General features: G+C 40.3%; 15 protein-coding genes and 2 rRNA genes. 11 read left to right on the top strand and 6 right to left on the bottom strand.

The annotated features are described in order from the left end of the window. The 8 genes from OCV82_RS08335 to leuB form a co-directional block, all read left to right on the top strand. Positions 1–307 (top strand): 23S ribosomal RNA (locus OCV82_RS08335); the annotation flags it as partial. Between the two features lie 110 nt (positions 308–417). Further along, a 5S ribosomal RNA gene (gene rrf / locus OCV82_RS08330) occupies positions 418–527 on the top strand. A gap of 175 nt (positions 528–702) precedes the next feature. Beyond that, a complete protein-coding gene (gene pncB / locus OCV82_RS08325; RefSeq protein WP_154043984.1) occupies positions 703–1,869 on the top strand; it encodes a nicotinate phosphoribosyltransferase in 1,167 nt (388 codons plus the stop codon). Between the two features lie 312 nt (positions 1,870–2,181). Further along, positions 2,182–3,678, top strand: coding sequence for a 2-isopropylmalate synthase (locus OCV82_RS08320; RefSeq protein ID WP_154043983.1), 1,497 nt, complete (start codon positions 2,182–2,184; stop codon positions 3,676–3,678). Between the two features lie 78 nt (positions 3,679–3,756). Continuing rightward, positions 3,757–5,151, top strand: a complete 1,395-nt coding sequence (gene leuC / locus OCV82_RS08315) for a 3-isopropylmalate dehydratase large subunit (protein WP_154043982.1) — start codon at positions 3,757–3,759, stop codon at positions 5,149–5,151. A gap of 21 nt (positions 5,152–5,172) precedes the next feature. Further along, positions 5,173–5,775 (top strand): 3-isopropylmalate dehydratase small subunit, encoded by a 603-nt coding sequence (gene leuD / locus OCV82_RS08310; RefSeq protein WP_154043981.1) that lies wholly within the window; start codon positions 5,173–5,175, stop codon positions 5,773–5,775. 17 nt (positions 5,776–5,792) lie between these two features. Next, entirely contained in the window at positions 5,793–7,316 is a 1,524-nt protein-coding gene (locus tag OCV82_RS08305; protein ID WP_154043980.1) for an alpha-isopropylmalate synthase regulatory domain-containing protein, read from the top strand. 204 nt (positions 7,317–7,520) lie between these two features. Beyond that, positions 7,521–8,582, top strand: a complete 1,062-nt coding sequence (leuB, locus tag OCV82_RS08300; RefSeq protein ID WP_154043979.1) for a 3-isopropylmalate dehydrogenase — start codon at positions 7,521–7,523, stop codon at positions 8,580–8,582. 93 nt (positions 8,583–8,675) lie between these two features. Here leuB and OCV82_RS08295 read toward each other — a convergent pair whose 3' ends face one another. From OCV82_RS08295 to msrA, 5 genes are all read right to left on the bottom strand, one after another. Continuing rightward, positions 8,676–9,980, bottom strand: a complete 1,305-nt coding sequence (locus tag OCV82_RS08295; protein ID WP_154043978.1) for a tetratricopeptide repeat protein — start codon at positions 9,978–9,980, stop codon at positions 8,676–8,678. Positions 9,981–9,995: 15 nt separating this feature from the next. Further along, on the bottom strand, positions 9,996–11,210 hold the full coding sequence (locus tag OCV82_RS08290; RefSeq protein ID WP_154043977.1) for a TlpA family protein disulfide reductase: 1,215 nt from the start codon (positions 11,208–11,210) through the stop codon (positions 9,996–9,998). Between the two features lie 82 nt (positions 11,211–11,292). Next, the gene (locus OCV82_RS08285; RefSeq protein WP_154043976.1) at positions 11,293–12,570 is read right to left on the bottom strand and encodes a M56 family metallopeptidase; all 1,278 of its coding nucleotides are present in this window, start codon (positions 12,568–12,570) and stop codon (positions 11,293–11,295) included. Positions 12,571–12,620: 50 nt separating this feature from the next. Further along, complete coding sequence (locus tag OCV82_RS08280; RefSeq protein WP_154043975.1) at positions 12,621–12,986, bottom strand: BlaI/MecI/CopY family transcriptional regulator; 366 nt, start codon at positions 12,984–12,986, stop codon at positions 12,621–12,623. 226 nt (positions 12,987–13,212) lie between these two features. Next, complete coding sequence (gene msrA, locus OCV82_RS08275) at positions 13,213–13,698, bottom strand: peptide-methionine (S)-S-oxide reductase MsrA (protein ID WP_154043974.1); 486 nt, start codon at positions 13,696–13,698, stop codon at positions 13,213–13,215. Positions 13,699–13,813: 115 nt separating this feature from the next. Here msrA and OCV82_RS08270 point away from each other — a divergent pair, with 115 nt between their 5' ends. Continuing rightward, positions 13,814–14,638: a tetratricopeptide repeat protein gene (locus OCV82_RS08270; protein ID WP_154043973.1), complete on the top strand. Its 825-nt coding sequence runs from the start codon at positions 13,814–13,816 to the stop codon at positions 14,636–14,638. 33 nt (positions 14,639–14,671) lie between these two features. Here the strand turns inward: OCV82_RS08270 and recQ are convergent, their stop codons facing one another. Beyond that, the gene (recQ, locus tag OCV82_RS08265) at positions 14,672–16,492 is read right to left on the bottom strand and encodes a DNA helicase RecQ (protein WP_154043972.1); all 1,821 of its coding nucleotides are present in this window, start codon (positions 16,490–16,492) and stop codon (positions 14,672–14,674) included. Positions 16,493–16,638: 146 nt separating this feature from the next. Here recQ and OCV82_RS08260 point away from each other — a divergent pair, with 146 nt between their 5' ends. Next, entirely contained in the window at positions 16,639–17,103 is a 465-nt protein-coding gene (locus tag OCV82_RS08260; protein ID WP_235340630.1) for a helix-turn-helix domain-containing protein, read from the top strand. Next, positions 17,090–19,054 (top strand): dipeptidyl-peptidase 3 family protein, encoded by a 1,965-nt coding sequence (locus tag OCV82_RS08255; protein ID WP_154043971.1) that lies wholly within the window; start codon positions 17,090–17,092, stop codon positions 19,052–19,054. The genes OCV82_RS08260 and OCV82_RS08255 overlap by 14 nt, the downstream gene beginning before the upstream one ends. The last annotated feature ends 7 nt before the right edge of the window (positions 19,055–19,061 follow it).

The following is a 19,061-nucleotide window of genomic DNA, read 5'->3' as shown; positions in this document are numbered from 1 at the left end:
GCTGGGTTCAGAACGTCGTGAGACAGTTCGGTCTCTATCTATCGTGGGCGTATGAAATTTGCGTGGCTCTGACACTAGTACGAGAGGACCGTGTTGGACAGACCTCTGGTTTACCGGTTGTGCCGCCAGGTGCATCGCCGGGTATCTAAGTCTGGATCGGATAAGTGCTGAAAGCATCTAAGTACGAAGCCGGCCACAAGATTAGATTTCTTGAGGGTCGTCATAGACGATGACGTTGATAGGATGCAGGTGTAAAGCTGGAGACAGCAAAGCCGAGCATTACTAATTGCCCGTGAACTTTCATTGTCACGTGACACGTTAAGGATGTTATATACGTTTAGCCTTAAACAGAATTAGTTTTGATACAGATTGTTTTTTCAGTTTGTGCTTCATGCAAGACCTGATATAAAAAGAAATTCAGGTGACTATAGCACGAAGGTTCCACCTCTTCCCATTCCGAACAGAGAAGTTAAGCTTCGTCACGCCGATGGTACTGCATATTGTGGGAGAGTAGGTAGTCGCCGTCTTAGAAAGAGAAATCCTCGAGGTAGAGATACTTCGGGGATTTTTTGCGTTTATACAATTTAGACTTTGTTTACCTGTAAAATCATTTTTTTAAAGATGTGAAAGTAAAACGCACATAAATTTTACATTACGATTAATTTATTGTAAATTTACCACATTGACAAAAAAATTATATCTATGATAATAAAATCAATTTTAGATACAGACTTATATAAGTTCACTACATCATACGCTTATATAAAGTTGTTTCCTTACGCAATAGGAACATTCAGTTTTAAGGATCGTGACGAAACGGTGTATTCGGATGAATTCCTGAATGCACTTAAAGAAGAATTCAACAGATTGAAAAGAGTAGGGCTGACATCTGATGAACTTGAATATATGTCTGTCAATTGCAGATTTATGCCAAGAGTATATTGGGAGTGGTTGTCTTCTTTCCGCTTTAATCCTGAGATAATAGAGGTTTATCTTGATGAGGAACGTCATCTGCATATCGAAGTTACCGACTATTTATATAAGGTTACTCTTTATGAAGTTCCTATTCTTGCAATAGTTTCTGAAATAAAGAATATGTTTTTCAATCAGAAACCTTTGAAAGAAGAGGTTCTTGCAAAATTAGCCACTAAAGTGGAGTTGTCCAACTCGAATTCCATGCCATTTTCTGAATTCGGAACACGAAGAAGATTTTCTTTCGAAGTACATGATTGGGTGGTAGATTATCTGAAGAAACATTCTAAATACTGTACCGGTACATCAAACTGTTATCTTGCCATGAAATATAATATGCGTCCTATGGGAACGCATCCACATGAATGGTTCATGTTTCACGGAGCCCAGTTTGGATACAAGCATGCCAATTATATGGCATTGGAGAATTGGGTAAATGTGTATGATGGTGATTTAGGCACAGCATTGTCTGATACATATACTTCCGAATCGTTTCTGACAAACTTCAGTCGTAAGCAGGCAAAACTGTTTGATGGCGTAAGATGTGATTCCGGGGATGAACTTGAGTTTGTAGATAAACTTATTGACAGATATAAGGAGTTGGGCATAGATCCTGTAACCAAAACAATAATTTTCAGTAATGCCCTGGATTTTGAGAAAGCTTTGTCATTATATAAGTATTGTCAGGGTAAAATAAGATGTTCGTTCGGAATAGGTACGAACCTTACCAATGACACAGGCTACCAGCCGTCGAATATTGTAATGAAATTGTCAAAATGTAAGATGAATGCCAACCAAGGCTGGCGAGAATGTATAAAATTGTCGGATGACATGGGAAAACACATGGGAAGCATAACAGAAGTTCAGGCATGCATGCATGAACTCAGAATAGAATGACCATTAACAGAATTGATATAATAATAGTAATAATATAGTAGAACTATTAAATTGTTGTTAAATGTAGAGAAAAACTTTCATTTTATTTTATTATTCCAAAAATATATATACCTTTGCATCGAACAAAAAAAGAATATTATATGAATACAATGTTTTTACATATTTTGCTATGCGGTATTATTATTCTACTGGGAACACCGGTGGGAAGTGAGTCGCGTGCATACTGATGTAAAAATATTAAGATATATCAAGCCTTTCTCACTTCCCTGTGCGAAAGGCTTTTTTTTGATAACTATATAAAATGCAAAGAATATGAGTGAGAGATTATTTATTTTTGACACAACTCTTCGAGATGGTGAGCAGGTTCCTGGTTGTCAGCTTAATACTGTAGAGAAAATTCAGGTTGCCCGCCAGTTGGAAGCACTTGGAGTGGACATTATTGAAGCAGGTTTTCCGGTATCAAGTCCGGGCGATTTCAATTCTGTCATTGAGATTTCAAAGGCTGTTACATGGCCTACTATCTGTGCCCTTACGCGTGCGGTTCAGAAAGATATTGATGTAGCTGCAGAGGCTTTGAAATATGCAAAGCATAAAAGAATTCATACAGGAATCGGTACATCAGATTCACATATCAAGTATAAGTTCAATTCAACAAGAGAAGAAATTATAGAACGTGCTGTTGCAGCGGTGAAATATGCAAAACGATATGTTGAGGATGTAGAGTTCTATGCCGAAGATGCCGGACGTACTGAAAATGAGTATTTGGCCAGAGTGGTAGAAGCTGTAATCAAAGCCGGAGCTACAGTTGTGAACATTCCTGATACTACCGGATACTGCCTTCCTGAAGAATATGGTGCAAAAATCAAATATTTGATGGAACATGTCAATGGTATAGACAAGGCCATAATTTCAACTCACTGTCATAATGATTTGGGTATGGCTACAGCAAATACTATTTCCGGTGTTTTGAACGGAGCCAGACAAGTTGAAGTGACTATCAATGGTATAGGTGAGAGAGCCGGAAACACATCTCTTGAAGAGGTAGCCATGATTCTTCGTTGCCACAATGACATTGATATTGATACAAATATAAATACACAGAAAATCTATCCTACAAGCCGAATGGTTTCAAGCCTGATGAATATGCCTGTCCAGCCTAATAAGGCCATTGTAGGACGTAATGCCTTTGCACATTCGTCGGGAATACATCAGGATGGAGTATTGAAGAATGTTCAGACTTACGAGATTATCGATCCTAAGGATGTGGGTATTGATGATAATGCTATTGTATTGACAGCCCGCAGCGGACGAGCAGCATTGAAACACAGACTTCATATTCTTGGCTTGGATATGACTCAGGAGAAACTTGACAAGGTTTATGAGGATTTCCTGAAACTTGCCGACAAGAAGAAAGATATCTCTGACGATGATATAATGGTATTGGCCGGTGCTGATAGAAATGTGAACCATCATATCAAATTGGAATATCTGCAGGTTACAAGTGGTGTAGGAGTTCGTTCTGTTGCAAGTCTCGGACTTAACATATCAGGTGAGCATTTCGAGGCAGCTGCTACCGGTAATGGTCCTGTGGATGCTGCTATTAAAGCAGTTAAGCAGATTATCAAGCGCCAGATGACCCTGAAAGAATTTACTATTCAGGCTATCAGCAAGGGTAGTGATGATGTTGGTAAAGTACACATGCAGGTGGAATATGACGGTCAGATGTATTATGGCTTCGGAGCCAATACAGACATCATTGCCGCATCTGTGGAGGCTTATATCGACTGTATCAACAAGTTCAGAAAATGAAACTTAATTAACAATTAAAAATTAATAGTGATTGGTTTTGTTTATATAAAAACAATAAACTCACAATATTAAACTTACATGAATACTTTATTTGATAAAATATGGGATGCACACGTAGTGCAGAAGGTTGAGGAAGGACCTACCCAATTATATATAGACCGTCTTTATTGCCACGAAGTGACAAGTCCGCAGGCTTTCGCCGGTATGCGTGCACGCGGTTTGAAGTGTTTCCGTCCTGAGAAAATATATTGTATGCCGGATCATAACACTCCGACTCACGATCAGGACAAACCGATAGAAGATCCGGTATCAAAAGCACAGGTGGATGCCTTGGCACAGAATGCTGCCGATTTCGGTCTGACACATTTCGGAATGATGAACAAGAAGAACGGTATCATTCATGTGGTTGGTCCTGAGAGAGGATTGACACTTCCGGGTATGACTATAGTATGTGGCGACTCGCATACTTCTACTCACGGTGCCATGGGAGCCGTAGCTTTCGGTATAGGAACAAGCGAAGTAGAAATGGTTATGGCATCGCAGTGTATCCTTCAGTCACGCCCAAAGACAATGCGTATTACTATCGACGGAAAACTTGGTAAAGGAGTGACTGCAAAAGACGTTGCCCTTTATATGATGTCGAAGATGACTACAAGTGGTGCAACAGGATATTTCGTAGAATATGCCGGAGAGGCTATCCGCAGCCTAACTATGGAAGGACGTCTTACGCTGTGTAACTTGTCTATCGAGATGGGAGCACGTGGCGGTATGATAGCTCCGGACGAAGTGACTTTCGAATACATCAAAGGACGCGAATATGCACCTAAGGGAGAAGAGTGGGATAAAGCTCTTGATTATTGGAAGACCTTGAAAAGCGATGATGACGCTGTATTTGATAAAGAAGTCCGTTATGATGCAGCTGATATTCAGCCGATGATTACATACGGAACTAATCCTGGTATGGGTATGGCAATTACTTCGAATATTCCAACTACAGATGGTATGAGTGAAGTGGAGAAAGGTTCTTTCGAGAAATCTATGCAGTACATGGGATTTACTCCGGGTGAAAGTCTTATAGGAAAGAAAGTGGATTATGTTTTCTTGGGTGCATGTACAAACGGACGTATAGAAGATTTCCGCGCCTTTGCTTCAATCGTTAAAGGACGTAAGAAAGCTGATAATATTACTGCATGGCTCGTTCCGGGCTCATGGATGGTGGACGAACAGATTCGTGAAGAAGGCTTGGACAAAGTTCTTGAAGAAGCCGGATTTGAAATACGTCAGCCGGGATGCTCTGCATGTCTTGCCATGAACGACGACAAGATTCCTGCAGGTAAATACTCTGTTTCTACAAGCAACAGAAACTTTGAGGGACGTCAGGGACCTGGCTCAAGAACATTGCTTGCAAGTCCGCTTACAGCCGCAGCTGCAGCAGTAACAGGAGTGATAACAGATCCAAGAACACTTATGTAATCAGTAAAATTGAGTATAACAATGAAACAGAAATTCAATATAATAACAAGCACTTGTATCCCTTTGCCTTTGGAAAATGTGGATACAGACCAGATAATCCCGGCACGTTTCCTCAAGGCCACTACACGCGATGAAAAGTTTTTCGGTGACAATCTTTTCCGCGATTGGAGATATAATCCGGACGGATCGTTGAATAAAGATTTTGTTCTTAATGATCCTAAATATAGCGGACAGGTACTGGTGGCAGGAAAGAACTTCGGAAGCGGTTCAAGCCGTGAGCATGCGGCATGGGCTATAGCTGGATATGGATTCAGAGTGGTAGTGTCAAGCTTCTTTGCCGATATCCACAAGAATAACGAACTGAACAATTTCGTTCTTCCGGTAGTGGTAAGCGAAGAATTCCTGAAAGAACTTTTCGATTCTATATATGCCGACCCTAAAACTGAGGTAGAAGTAAACCTTCCGGAACAGACCATCACCAACAAGGCTACAGGCAAGTCTGAGAAATTCGAGATAAATGCTTATAAAAAGCATTGTCTGATGAACGGTTTGGACGATATAGACTTCCTTGTAGAAAACAGGGACAAGATAGCAGCATACGAAGAAGCTGTAAGTAACAGATAATAATTGAACTGATAAATATGGATCATCCTGTAATAGAAATAATGGATACAACACTCCGCGATGGTGAACAGACCAGCGGAGTATCGTTTGTTCCACACGAAAAACTGATGATAGCCCGCATGCTGCTCGAAGACCTGAAGGTTGACAGGATAGAAGTGGCATCGGCACGTGTGTCCGACGGAGAACTGAATGCTGTCAGGATGATATGCGATTGGGCAGCACGCCACAATATGCTATATAAGGTAGAGGTACTTGGCTTTGTGGATGGAACTGTCTCTGTCGATTGGATACATGATGCTGGCGGAAGGGTGATAAACCTTCTTTCGAAGGGCTCGGAGAAACACTGTCGCTATCAGCTGAAGAAAACACTGGAAGAACATCTTGAAGATATTCGTCGTACAGTGGCATACGCTTTGGACCGCGATATGGAGGTAAATCTTTATCTGGAAGACTGGAGTAACGGTATGAAAGATTCTCCGGAATATGTTTTCGGACTTGTTGACGGACTGCTTGATGCAGGAATCAAACGTTTTATGTTGCCTGATACACTTGGAATACTCAATCCTCTTCAGGTGATAGAGTATATGCGCAAAATGAAAAAACGTTATCCTGATTTGCATTTCGATTTTCATGCGCATAATGACTATGACCTGGCTGTCAGCAATGTATTGGCTGCAGTTTTGAGCGGTGTGAAAGGTCTTCATACTACAATTAATGGTCTAGGCGAGCGTGCAGGGAACGCTCCTCTTGCCAGTGTGCAGGCGATATTGAAAGATCATTTTCAGGCTATCACACATATTGACGAGAGCCGCTTGAACGAGATAAGCCGTACCGTTGAATCATATTCTGGTATAAGTATCCCAGCCAACAAGCCTATAGTAGGTCAGAATGTGTTTACTCAGGTGGCAGGTGTTCATGCCGACGGTGACAGCAAGAATAATCTTTACTTCAATGACCTTCAGCCTGAGCGTTTCGGTCGTGTGAGGGAATATGCTTTGGGTAAGAACTCAGGTAAGGCAAATATCCGGAAAAATCTTGAAAGTCTGGGACTTGAACTGGATGAAGAATCAATGCGTAAGGTTACAGACCGTATCATTGAACTTGGTGACCGCAAGGAAATCGTTACCCAGGATGATTTGCCATATATCATAAGTGATGTGCTTAAACATGATACGGTGGATAAGAAGGTTAAGCTTTTGAGTTATTTTGTCACTCTTGCCCAGGGATTGAAACCGATGGCTACGTTGAGTATTGAGATAGACGGTAAGGTATATCAGGAAAGCTCAAGCGGTGACGGTCAGTACGATGCCTTTGTGCGTGCATTGCGCAAGATATATAAAGGAACACTGAACCGTAAGTTCCCTATGCTCGTGAATTATGCGGTAACAATTCCGCCTGGCGGACGTACAGATGCGTTTGTACAGACTGTGATAACTTGGAATTACGAAGATAAGGAATTCCGTACTCGCGGTTTGGATGCCGACCAGACGGAAGCAGCAATCAAAGCAACGATTAAGATGCTGAATCTTATAGAACAGTGATTATGAGAAAACATTATTTTATAATCTTTGTATTGATACTGGTTGTAAATGTATTGCTGCGAAGGTTTGTCCTCGGCCCTGAATGGCAGGATAGTAATTTGTTGGTAAATGTATTTATAGCTTTGATATTGACTTCTATATATATAGTCATTGAAAAGTTTATATTTTTTATAATAAACAAGAATAGAAAAAATAAAAAGTGATATGGATTTTAAAATAGCAGTATTAGCCGGTGACGGAATAGGACCGGAAATCTCCGTACAGGGAGTAGATGTAATGACAGCCGTTTGTGAAAAATTCGGCCATAAAGTTTCATACGAATATGCCATCTGTGGTGCAGATGCAATAGATAAAGTGGGCGACCCATTCCCGGAAGCAACTTACGAGGTTTGTAAAAATGCCGATGCAGTATTATTCTCTGCAGTAGGCGATCCTAAATTTGATAATGACCCAACTGCAAAAGTACGTCCGGAACAGGGACTTCTGGCTATGCGCAAAAAACTCGGATTATTTGCAAACATCCGTCCTGTACAGACTTTCAAATGCCTGGTACATAAATCACCTCTTAAGGCAGAACTTGTTGACGGCGCAGACTTCCTTTGCATACGCGAGCTGACAGGTGGTATGTATTTCGGCGAAAAATATCAGGACAACGACAAGGCGTACGATACAAATATGTACACACGTCCTGAAATCGAAAGAATCCTGAAAGTAGGTTTCGAATATGCTATGAAGCGTCGTAAACATCTTACTGTAGTTGATAAGGCGAATGTTCTTGCTTCTTCACGTTTGTGGAGACAGATTGCTCAGGAAATGGCTCCGCAGTATCCTGAAGTTACTACAGACTATATGTTTGTTGACAATGCAGCAATGAAGATGATTCAGGAACCTAAGTTCTTCGATGTAATGGTTACAGAAAATACATTCGGCGACATCCTTACAGACGAAGGTTCTGTTATCAGCGGTTCTATGGGACTTCTTCCATCTGCTTCTACAGGCGAAAGCACACCGGTATTCGAGCCTATTCATGGTTCATGGCCACAGGCTAAGGGGCTGAACATCGCCAATCCGTTGGCACAGATATTGTCTGTGGCAATGCTGTTCGAATATTTCGACTGCAAGGAAGAAGGTGCGTTGATCCGTCGTGCCGTTGATGCTTCACTCGATGCAAATGTCCGTACTCCTGAAATTCAGGTAGAAGGTGGTGCCAAGTATGGTACTAAGGAAGTTGGTCAGTGGATTGTAGATTATATCAAGAAAGCATAATCTTTACTCATATACAATATAAAAAGTCCAGACAGTGTTTTTTATTTTCTGTCCGGACTTTTTTTATATTTTCGGTGGTCGAATATAATAATTTTACTGTGGTTTTCCTTTAAAGAATTTATGTTCCTTGATATTCTTGATTTTTATTTCAGCGTCTTGATAGTAAGTTTTTCTGTCGTTGTCTATTTCTCCGTTTTCATCATACTTATAACGCTTGTCTTCAGGAACATTTTCCATATATTTGTTGAAATATTTTAAAGCATTCTCGTAGTCATTTCTGTAATAATATCTGCATCCGATGGTATAGAACAACACATTTTCCTTGGAGTATTCGTATTGCTTTAATAAAGCGGCTATTTCACCTTGGGTGTCAAGGTTCAGTTCACAGCATTCTGCCAGACCTTTGTAGAGTCGGATCATAACACTGTCTGTTGGCATGGTCAGCGATATGGCTGTATTCATGGCTTCTACGCCTTCTCCTTTCCATGAAGTACGGGCAGCAGATTTGGCGAAATAATATAAGGCACCTGTGTTTGGTCCTGACGGTTGCATTATGCTTATAGCCTTTTTCAGATTGTCGTAAGCGGAATAAAAGTCATAGTTGCCGTAGTACGACATACCGAGATAGAACAGTGTCAGATAAGAATTGTCGCCCATTCTTTTCAGACTTTCATATCTTTCTATCGCTTTGGGGTACATTTTCATCATGCAGAAAGCTTTTGCATTTTGACGGTTCACGTCTATGTTGAGTGAGTCATGTCGTCGGTATTCCTCTGTAATGAGCATCGCGTATGAATACTGCCCATTGTTATTTACCATATTGGCTATTCTGGATATAATCTGAGGATCAAGAGAATCACGGCGAAATGCAGCATTATATCCGGCAAAGGCAGATAGAGGATCTTCGTTTTCGTATGTTTCTCCCAGCAGGCGGTAAGCCGTGGCAGAAGTGGAATCGCGGTCTATCCAGTCGTGACATGCTTTCCTCGCATTTTCCAGATCGTCAAGAGCAATCAGGGCGTTGATGTGTTTCTGTCTGAAGAAAGATTTGTCGGGGCTGAGTCTAACGGCATGAGCGTATGCTTCAGAGCTTTTCCTCACATCTCCAATCCTTCTGTAGCACTCCGCTATTTTTGCCCATGATTTTAGTGAGGTACTATCTTGTTCAAGCCTCTTCTGGAGTAGCGGAAGTGCGGTTTGCCATTTGTTGAGTTCCTTGCAGGCCTGTAGTCTGAGTTCCGTACATTCCTCGTCAAGCGAGTCGGTACACGAAGTAAGCTCAAGAACCTTTTCGTATTCGTAATTATCAATGGCAATTCTTATGCTGTCCTTGTTTTGAGCCAGCACTCCAAGCGTAAAGGTGCATGACAAACAAAAAAGAAGTCTTCCTGATTTCATATTTATGTATGTGGTTTATAGATTTTTCTTAATCTCGTCCTCTATCTCTTTGTCACTTATCTTTTCGGCGTATCCTTGGAATTTCTTCAATATCTTTTTGTCTTTACCTATCAGATAAAATTGGGGAACACTGCTTCCGGCCTGATAGTCATAAATAAGTTTTTCTATACTTTCCTTGTCGGCAGTGAGGAATTTGTATTTTATATCATTCTTCCTGATATAGTTCTCGCTCGATGATTTTCTCTTTATCCATGTCTCAACAGCTATGATTTCAAGCTCATTATTGCCGTATTTCTCCCTAAGACTGTTCAGGAAAGGGATAGAAACTTTACACGGACCGCATCCTATTCCTGTGAGTTGTATAAGGACAATCTTAGATTTAATGTCGCTAAGCGAGATTTTCCGGTCGTTAATATCAGTCAGAGTCCATTCCGGAGCAGTCTTGCCTGTCATGTCAATGGCGGGCTTCTCTTTTTTCTGCCCTCTTATGTACCGTTCATAGCCTTCCGGATAGCAATTTTCTGCTATTATTTTTCCCATTCCCAAGGGGTTGAATACAAAACCGGAACAGATTTCTTCATTTATATTATGTTGCATTTCCCTGCGATAGCGGTATGGCATATCATTATCTTTAGAGATCCATACTTTGTAAATAGACGTAGGGTCGTATGTGTAAGGGTTTTCCGGCATATATTGTGCCTTACCGAAAAATTCTACCTGATTGGGCATATTTATCGTCAGTTCCATAAGAAAATCCTTTCCCTCTTCCTTCAGTGTGAGGACAATGCTGTCGTTTGTGTTCAGCGCATAATCTATTATTGCTTTCATGTGATAAAAAGCTTCTTGTTTGATTAATCTGAACGGTACAGGCATTTTTCGTGTGAAGTCATCTATCACTATTTCTTTCTCTTTTTCTTCAATATATGATTGAACAGTTCCATCATATACAGATAGAATATGCTTGAATTCCTTGTCTGATGCAATGATATATGAATAACCTATGGCGCTATCTTCAGGATTTACATGCTCGTATATTTCCCTCTGTTCATCGTAAACAGGTTCATTGTCTCCCGGCTCCCAAGATTTAAGTACACAATGGTATTTTACGGAATTTACCTTGTTCATATTCTCAAGCACTTCAGAAAGATATTCTCTGTCAGTTTTCTTTCCGCAGGCGGAAAACATTAACATGAATAATATGGAAATATAAATGTAGATATGTGTTTTCATAAATAGTGATAGTCTTATATTAAGAATCCACTTTAAGATTCCTGCCGTTAATCACATCTTAAAGTGGATTCAGAAAATTGATTTACTGTAGTCTGAATGTTACAGGGACGGTGTATTTAACTCTTACAACCTGACCTTTCTGCATTCCAGGTTTCCATTTAGGCATTTCGCCCAATACTCTCAACGCTTCTGCATCAAGGTCCGGATCTACAGAACGTAAAACGTTAAATTCAGTAGGAGTTCCGTCTTTTTCAACTACGAACTGAACGATTACTCTTCCTTGCACTTTTTTGTCCTGGGCAGCCTTAGGATATTTTATATTATCCTTAAGGTATGTCATAAGTTCCTTCATACCTCCCGGGAATTCAGGCATCTGTTCCACTACGGCAAATGCTTCGCCTTTTGTGACAGGTTTGTCAATAGGGACTTCCTCTACATCTGGTTTTACTGTAGCGGCATTTTCTTTTACATCATCAGTTTTTGTTGCTTCCGAAGAGCATGAAATGTTTCCGGCAAGGAGTAGAGCAAAGGCCGGAATGGCGAACAGGGCATATTTGATATGTCCCGCACCGTTTGTCTTTTTCTTGTTCATCATAATGATACGTTGTTTAAGGTGAGAAAAATTAAAATTATTAGATAAACCGTACTTGTGACTGTATGTCAGTCCAAGCAGGTGATATTGATAGCTTTTTGTGGCGAATCCCGCATCCATAACCTTTCTGTCTGCCAGGAATTCAAGATTCAGTCTCACTTCGCGTTTCATAAGCCATGCGAATGGATTTATCCAGCAACATATATTTACCATTTCGGAGATAATTACATCTATGGAATGTCTCTGGCGTACATGAGCCATTTCGTGAGTGAGAATTTCGCTTATTTCCTCTTCTTTTACATTGTCAGGATTCAGGAAAATCCAATTGAAGAATGAAAATGGTCCGGACTTGTCTTTCATGCATTTTATACGTATTCCGTTCACTGTTTTTTCCGGTGTACGGAGTATAATCATATATAGGCTAATGGCCTGAACAATCAGTCTTACGGATAATGCCAATATACCTGCGATGTATATATTTTTTATCCATTCGGAAATTACGAATACCTGATTTCCCGGTTCTGTTCCAGCTGTTCCGACTACTATTTCAGGAATAGTGGTGGAATAATCAAAATTTGTCAGCATTACCAGACTGTCACGTGTCTCCATCCATTCACGTATATCAATCAGCGGTATGATGAACGGAAGAATAAGTGACAGCATCAGTATCAACCGTCTTGAGGTGAAGAGGGTATCACGTGTGCATATCAGTTTGTACAGTGCGTAAAACAGGATTATGCCCAAATTGACTTGAAGTAGGTATATCATAAATAATGTATTTTAAAGTATTGAAGATTTTACAGTTTTCTGACGGAGATTTATTTGTCATCTTCTTTCTCTATCAGATTTATGATTTCGTTAAGTTCGTCTTTCGAAATTTTCTGTTCCTTGGCGAAGAAAGAAACCATTTCCTTATATGAGTTGGCAAAGTAGTTTTTCACCAGACTGCTTACCGAACTTTTTGTGTAGTCTTCCTGTTTCACCAGTGGAGTATATCTGTAGGTGTTTCCGAACTTTTCGGCTTTCAGATAACCTTTTCTTTTAAGATTGTTTATTATTGATGCAACCGTGGTATAGGGTGGGAGCGGTTCGTCATAACATCCCACTACGTCTTTCACATAGCAAGAACCCAGTTTCCATATAAAGCGCATAGCTTCTTCTTCCTGAAATGTAAGTTTTTCCATATCGTATCAATATTTTAATTACTAACTTTTCGCAAATCTACGAAATAATCGTAATTATGCAAATATTAGAAGGTTAAACATGGTTAATGACGGAAATAATTCATATTGGTGGTTTGTAGTGCCGGTATCAATAATAAAACGACAGTTCATTCGAAGTGAAATGAACTGTCGTTATGATGAAAATGAACGCTCGTTTTAAGACGGGTGTTTTGTGGTTGAAATTATGTCAGAATTTTTTAACTCTGATATGGCAATAAGGCTCGCCGCCTGTTTTGTCATAGTAATGTTGGTGATAGTCCTCAGCCTCCCAAAAATGTGATGCCGGAGTAAGAGCTGTGTTTACTTCATATCCTTTGTCGCGTAATATAGCGATAACATTCTGCGCCTGCTCCAACTGTGAATTGTCAAGATAGAAAATCTCGCTTCTGTATTGAGGACCTATGTCAGGACCCTGCCCGTCGGTCTGTGCGGGGTCGTGTATTTCAAAAAACAATTTGCACAGGTCTGTGTATGAAATCTTTTCGGCGTCATATTCTACAAGTACAGCTTCGGCATGTCCTGTAGTGTGAGCCTTTACTTCCTGATATGTAGGGTTTTCTTTGTGCCCGCCTATGTATCCCACAGTGGTGCTTATCACACCGTTTGCCCTTTCCATCTGGTGTTGTACTCCCCAGAAACATCCGCAGGCAAAAATAGCTTTTTCTGTTTTCATGATTTCAGTCAGTTTTATAAATGAATGTGCAAACATACAAAAAGATTTTAACTGCTGCACTATATATCTGTTTATCTGTTACCTTTGCGTCATAAACTACTGAATATTCGTGATTATGAAGAAAATATTGATACTCATTTTTATATCGTTTTGTACTTTATTCCAATCTTATTCGCAATCGTACAATGAGATTGTAGATCGTGCGATGAAATATGCCTTGACTGATAGTCTTGTACAGGCAGAACAGCTTTTCCGTGAAGCGTTGAAGATAGATCCTAACAATGCGCGTAATGCCCTTCTTTTTTCCAATCTTGGTACGGTGCTTAAGCGTATGGGACGTACGGATGAGGCTATAGAAGCATATACCATGGCTCTTAATATCACTCCGTATTCCACAGCCATGCTTCTAAACCGTGGAACTCTGTATCTTGACAAAGGATTGGATTCAAAAGCGTATGTAGATTTCTGTAACGTTATAGACCTTATACCTGAGAATATAGAAGCACGTCTTTATCGTGCATACATTTATATGCAGAGGCGTGAATATAAGGAGGCACGCATAGACTATAATGTAATAGTAGGCAAGGAACCGTCGCACAAGGCTGCCAGAATAGGTCTGGCAATGCTTGATCAACTTGAGGGAAACCTTACTGGGGCACGTGACAAATTGAATCTGCTCATCGGTGAGTTCACTGGTGATGCATCACTCTTGATAATGAGAGCAAATCTTGATTTGGAAAGAGGATATCCCGAGGCTGCTGTTCTTGACCTGGAAGAAGCGTTGTGTCTTAATCCTAATGATGCGGAAACCACAGTGCAGTTGGGTGATGTTTATCTGTCATTGAAAGATAAGGACAAGGCCCTTAAGGCATACGAAAAAGCTATCTCTTTGGGGATACCTCGTTCGGCACTCTTGGAGCAGATTAAGAAATGCAAATAGGTAATACTTGGTGTTTTATCCTATATTTTATCTTTATGAGTTGTAATATTTCTTTATCGCATTTACAAAATCACGTCCGTATTTCTTCTTTTTATATTCGCTGAATCCTGAAATGTCGTCAAGGTCTTCCAGGGTTTTGGGTTTCTTGTCGCAGAGCGATTGCAGCGTACTGTCGGACATTACAATATATGGAGGAATGGCTTCCTGTTCTGCCAGCTTTAGTCTTAACAGACGCAGAGTCTCGAACAGTGAGTCTTCATTTTCCATATTCCCGTAAGCATTTTTCTTAATCTGTACAGGCGATGTACCGATAGTATTCTTTTTATATTGCTTATTGGAGAATTCATCTTCTTTAATGACAACCAGTTCCGCATTCTGTTTTCCGTATAGAACCTTGGCTCCCAGTTCGGTTATTTTCAGATGGTTGTTTTCGTTGTATGCTATTTCTATGTATCCCATGTTCAGCATTTGTAGCAGATAGTTCTGCCAGTGGCGTGAAGGAATGTCCCTTCCGGCTCCGAAAGTCTTTATTTTGTCGTATCCCTTTTCCGAAATTTCTTGTGTAAAGTTGCCTCGTAGTATTTCTATAAGAGTCCCTGTGGCTATCTGTTGGTTGGTTCTTGCTATTGCGCTCAGAGCTTTCTGTATAATAATAGTTCCGTCAAATCTTTCAGGAGGATTACGGCATACGTCGCAATTGCCGCAGTCATGTTCCATTGTCTCTCCGAAGTAACTCAACAGGATTCTTCTTCGGCAGATGTCGGATTCGGCATACTGCTGCATACGGTTAAGTTTCTCTATGTTTATTTCCTTCTGGTTGCTTTCTTCGGCAAATTTGGTAAGTTGGATCATGTCGCCAAGTGAATAGAACAACATAGTGTCGCTCTTCATGCCATCTCTACCAGCACGTCCTATTTCCTGATAGAAACTTTCTATGCTTTTAGGCAGGTTGTAGTGTATCACCCATCTTACGTTCGACTTGTCTATTCCCATTCCGAAAGCAACGGTGGCGCACACTATCTGTACACGGTCGTTGATGAAATCATCCTGTGTCTGTTCGCGTTCGAAATTCGACAGTCCTGCATGATATACTGCAGTGTCGAAACCTTCGTCGTAAAGAAGTTCGGCAACTTTCTCGGTAGTCTTTCTGCTCATGCAGTATATGATTCCGCTTTCGTTGCCATGTTTTTCTATGAATCTTTTTATTATTCTGATTTTTTCTTTCTGCTGATATCCTTTCTTTACGTCAAGACTCAGGTTAGGACGGTCGAACGAGGAAATGAACACTTCCGGTTCATTCATTTTCAGCTGTTTTACTATGTCCTGACGTGTAATTTTGTCTGCTGTGGCAGTAAGTGCCACTATCGGAATCCTGGGGAACTGTTTTCTAAGTATGTCCAGCTGTGTGTATTCATGGCGGAAATCATGTCCCCATTGCGAAATGCAGTGAGCTTCGTCTATGGCAAAAAGAGATATCTTAATGTCTCTGAGCAGATAGCTTGTTTCAGATATAAGTCTTTCTGGAGATATATATAGCAGTTTTACTTTTCCCTGCAGGCATTCCATACGTACATTCGTGTTGTCAGTATCACTGTTCATGCTGTTCAATGCGCGTGCGGCTATACCGTTGGCCTGTAATGCTTCCACCTGGTCTTTCATCAGCGAAATCAGTGGTGAAACCACTATGGCTGTACCTTCCATCATAAGTGCCGGAATCTGGTAGCATAAGGATTTGCCCCCACCTGTAGGCATAAGAACCAGGGTGTCTTTTTTGTTTAGTATATTTGTGATTATTTCTTTCTGTTGAGGACGGAACTCTGTATATCCGAAATATTTTTTGAGAATATCGAGCATTTGATAAGTCTGTTTTTGTTTGTGCAAAGATAATATTCAGCGTCGATACATACGAAAAAATGTTGACAAATATTTTGTAGTCTGAAAAAAATCTTACAAATTTGTATTGAAAAAATGTGAACTAGGACTAAAATAAATCAGCACAAATGGAAAATAATCATGAAGTAATGAATAATGAAAATGACGTACAGGTGAAGATGCCATATAATCTTAGAGAAAAGAAAATAAAGTCTGCACCTTATAGAGATCTTATAAGGACGGAACTGGCAGACGAACTTTACGACAGGATATATGAGCTGGTAGTAACGCAAAAAAAGTACAAACAGCCTAACTTCTCAGCCAGCGATCTGGCCAAGATACTGAAGACTAATACCAGATATCTTTCAGCTGTGGTTAATTCCAAGTTCAAAATGAATTTTTCGTGCTTGCTTAATGAATATAGAATTAGGGATGCAAAACGTATGCTTTCAGACAAAAGATATGCAGGAAAGAACATCGAGGAAATAAGTGCGATGTCAGGGTTTGCAAACCGTCAGTCTTTTTATGCAGCTTTCTACAGAATTGTAGGTATTACTCCTAATGAATACAGAAAAAATCATGAAAACGCCTGAAGATAATTTTAATTATTCTGTAGAGCAGTTTGCCGATCTGCAGATTTTACGATATAGAGTACATGGTTTTGAAACTTTGACATTAAATCAGAAGAAACTTATTTATTATCTCTCTGAAGCAGCTTTGAACGGGCGTGATATTTTGTTCGACCAGAACGGTAAGTATAACATGAAGATACGCCGTCTTCTTGAAGCTGTGTATTTACATTATGACGGCGACCGTTCAGATTCGGAATTTCTGGCGTTCGAAGTGTATCTGAAGAGAGTTTGGTTCTCAAGCGGAATTCATCATCATTATTCCACAGACAAATTCATTCCGGGATTTTCTGTGGATTTTCTTCGTGATGCTGTTATGTCATTGGATAAATCTCAATTGCCATTGTCCGAAGGAGAGACAGTGGTGGGATTATGTAATAAATTGTTTCCTGTAATTTTCGACCCTGCCATAATGCCTAAACGTGTTAATCAAGCAGATGGTGAAGACTTGTTGCTGACATCGGCTTCGAATTATTATGTAGGTGTCACACAGCAGGAGGCAGAGGATTTTTATGCTGCCATGAAATCGCCGGATGACGAGACTCCTGTCATGTACGGAATGAACAGTCGTTTGGAAAAGAAAAACGGAGAGATAACCGAAGTGGTCTGGAAACTTGACGGTGAATATGGTAATGCCATCCGTAAAATTGTCTATTGGCTTGAGAAGGCTATGGATGTAGCAGAAAATGAACATCAGAAAGAGGTTATACGTCTGCTCATAGAATTTTACCGTACAGGAGATTTGAAAATATTTGACGATTATTCCATTTGTTGGCTAAAGGATACAGAATCTCGTATCGATTTTGTAAATGGATTTATAGAAAGCTATGGCGATCCGCTCGGAATGAAAGCCAGCTGGGAGTCAATAGTAAACTTTAAAGATCTGGAGGCTACTCACCGCACTGAGGTGTTGAGTAGTAATGCTCAGTGGTTTGAAGACCATTCGCCGGTATCTTCACAATTCAAGAAGTCTGAAGTTAAGGGTGTATCAGCAAAAGTCATTACGGCTGCCATACTTGCGGGCGATCTTTATCCTGCCAGTGCTATAGGTATCAATCTTCCTAATTCAAACTGGATTCGCAGTGTTCACGGTTCCAAGTCAGTGACAATCGGCAATCTTACTGATGCATATAACAAGGCTGCCAGAGGTAACGGTTTCAGAGATGAGTTTGTGTATAGTGAATATGAAAAGCAGCTGCTCGACAAATATGCGGATATAACAGGTGACCTTCATACAGACTTGCATGAATGTCTCGGTCACGGTTCCGGCAAACTCCTTCCTGGCGTTGATCCTGACGCTTTGAAGGCATATGGCGCTACAATAGAAGAGGCACGTGCTGATTTGTTCGGACTTTATTACATACCTGATGCAAAAATGGTCGAGCTCGGCCTTACTCCGGACAGTGAAGCTTACAAGGCTGAATATTATTCGTATATGATGAACGGATTGATGACTCAGCTTGTCAGGATAGAGCCGGGATGCTGTATTGAAGAATCGCACATGCGTAACCGTCAGCTTATTGCTGCATGGGCTTTGGAGCATGGGGCAGGAGATGGTGTTGTGCAGATGGTTGTAAAAGAAGGAAAAACATTTGTTGTCATAAATGACTACGAAAAGTTGCGCTCACTGTTTTGCGAATTGCTTGCCGAAATCCAAAGAATAAAGAGCGAAGGTGATTATGAGGCGGCACGTGAACTGGTAGAGAAATATGCCGTAAAAGTTAATCAGAAATTGCATTCTGAAGTTCTTGAAAGATACAAGTCTCTTAATCTTGCTCCATATAAAGGATTTATAAATCCTGTTTATAGTGTTGTGACAGACGATGACAATAATATAATAGACGTAAAAACAGACTATAGCGAAGGTTATGCCGAACAGATGCTTCGTTATAGCCGAGATTATTCTAATCTTTGAATTAATA

It is taken from the genome of Bacteroides cellulolyticus, assembly GCF_025567135.1.
GTDB lineage: Bacteria > Bacteroidota > Bacteroidia > Bacteroidales > Bacteroidaceae > Phocaeicola > Phocaeicola cellulolyticus.
The sequence above is the reverse complement of the archived record's forward strand: the minus strand, read 5'-3'. Positions and strand labels throughout refer to the sequence as shown.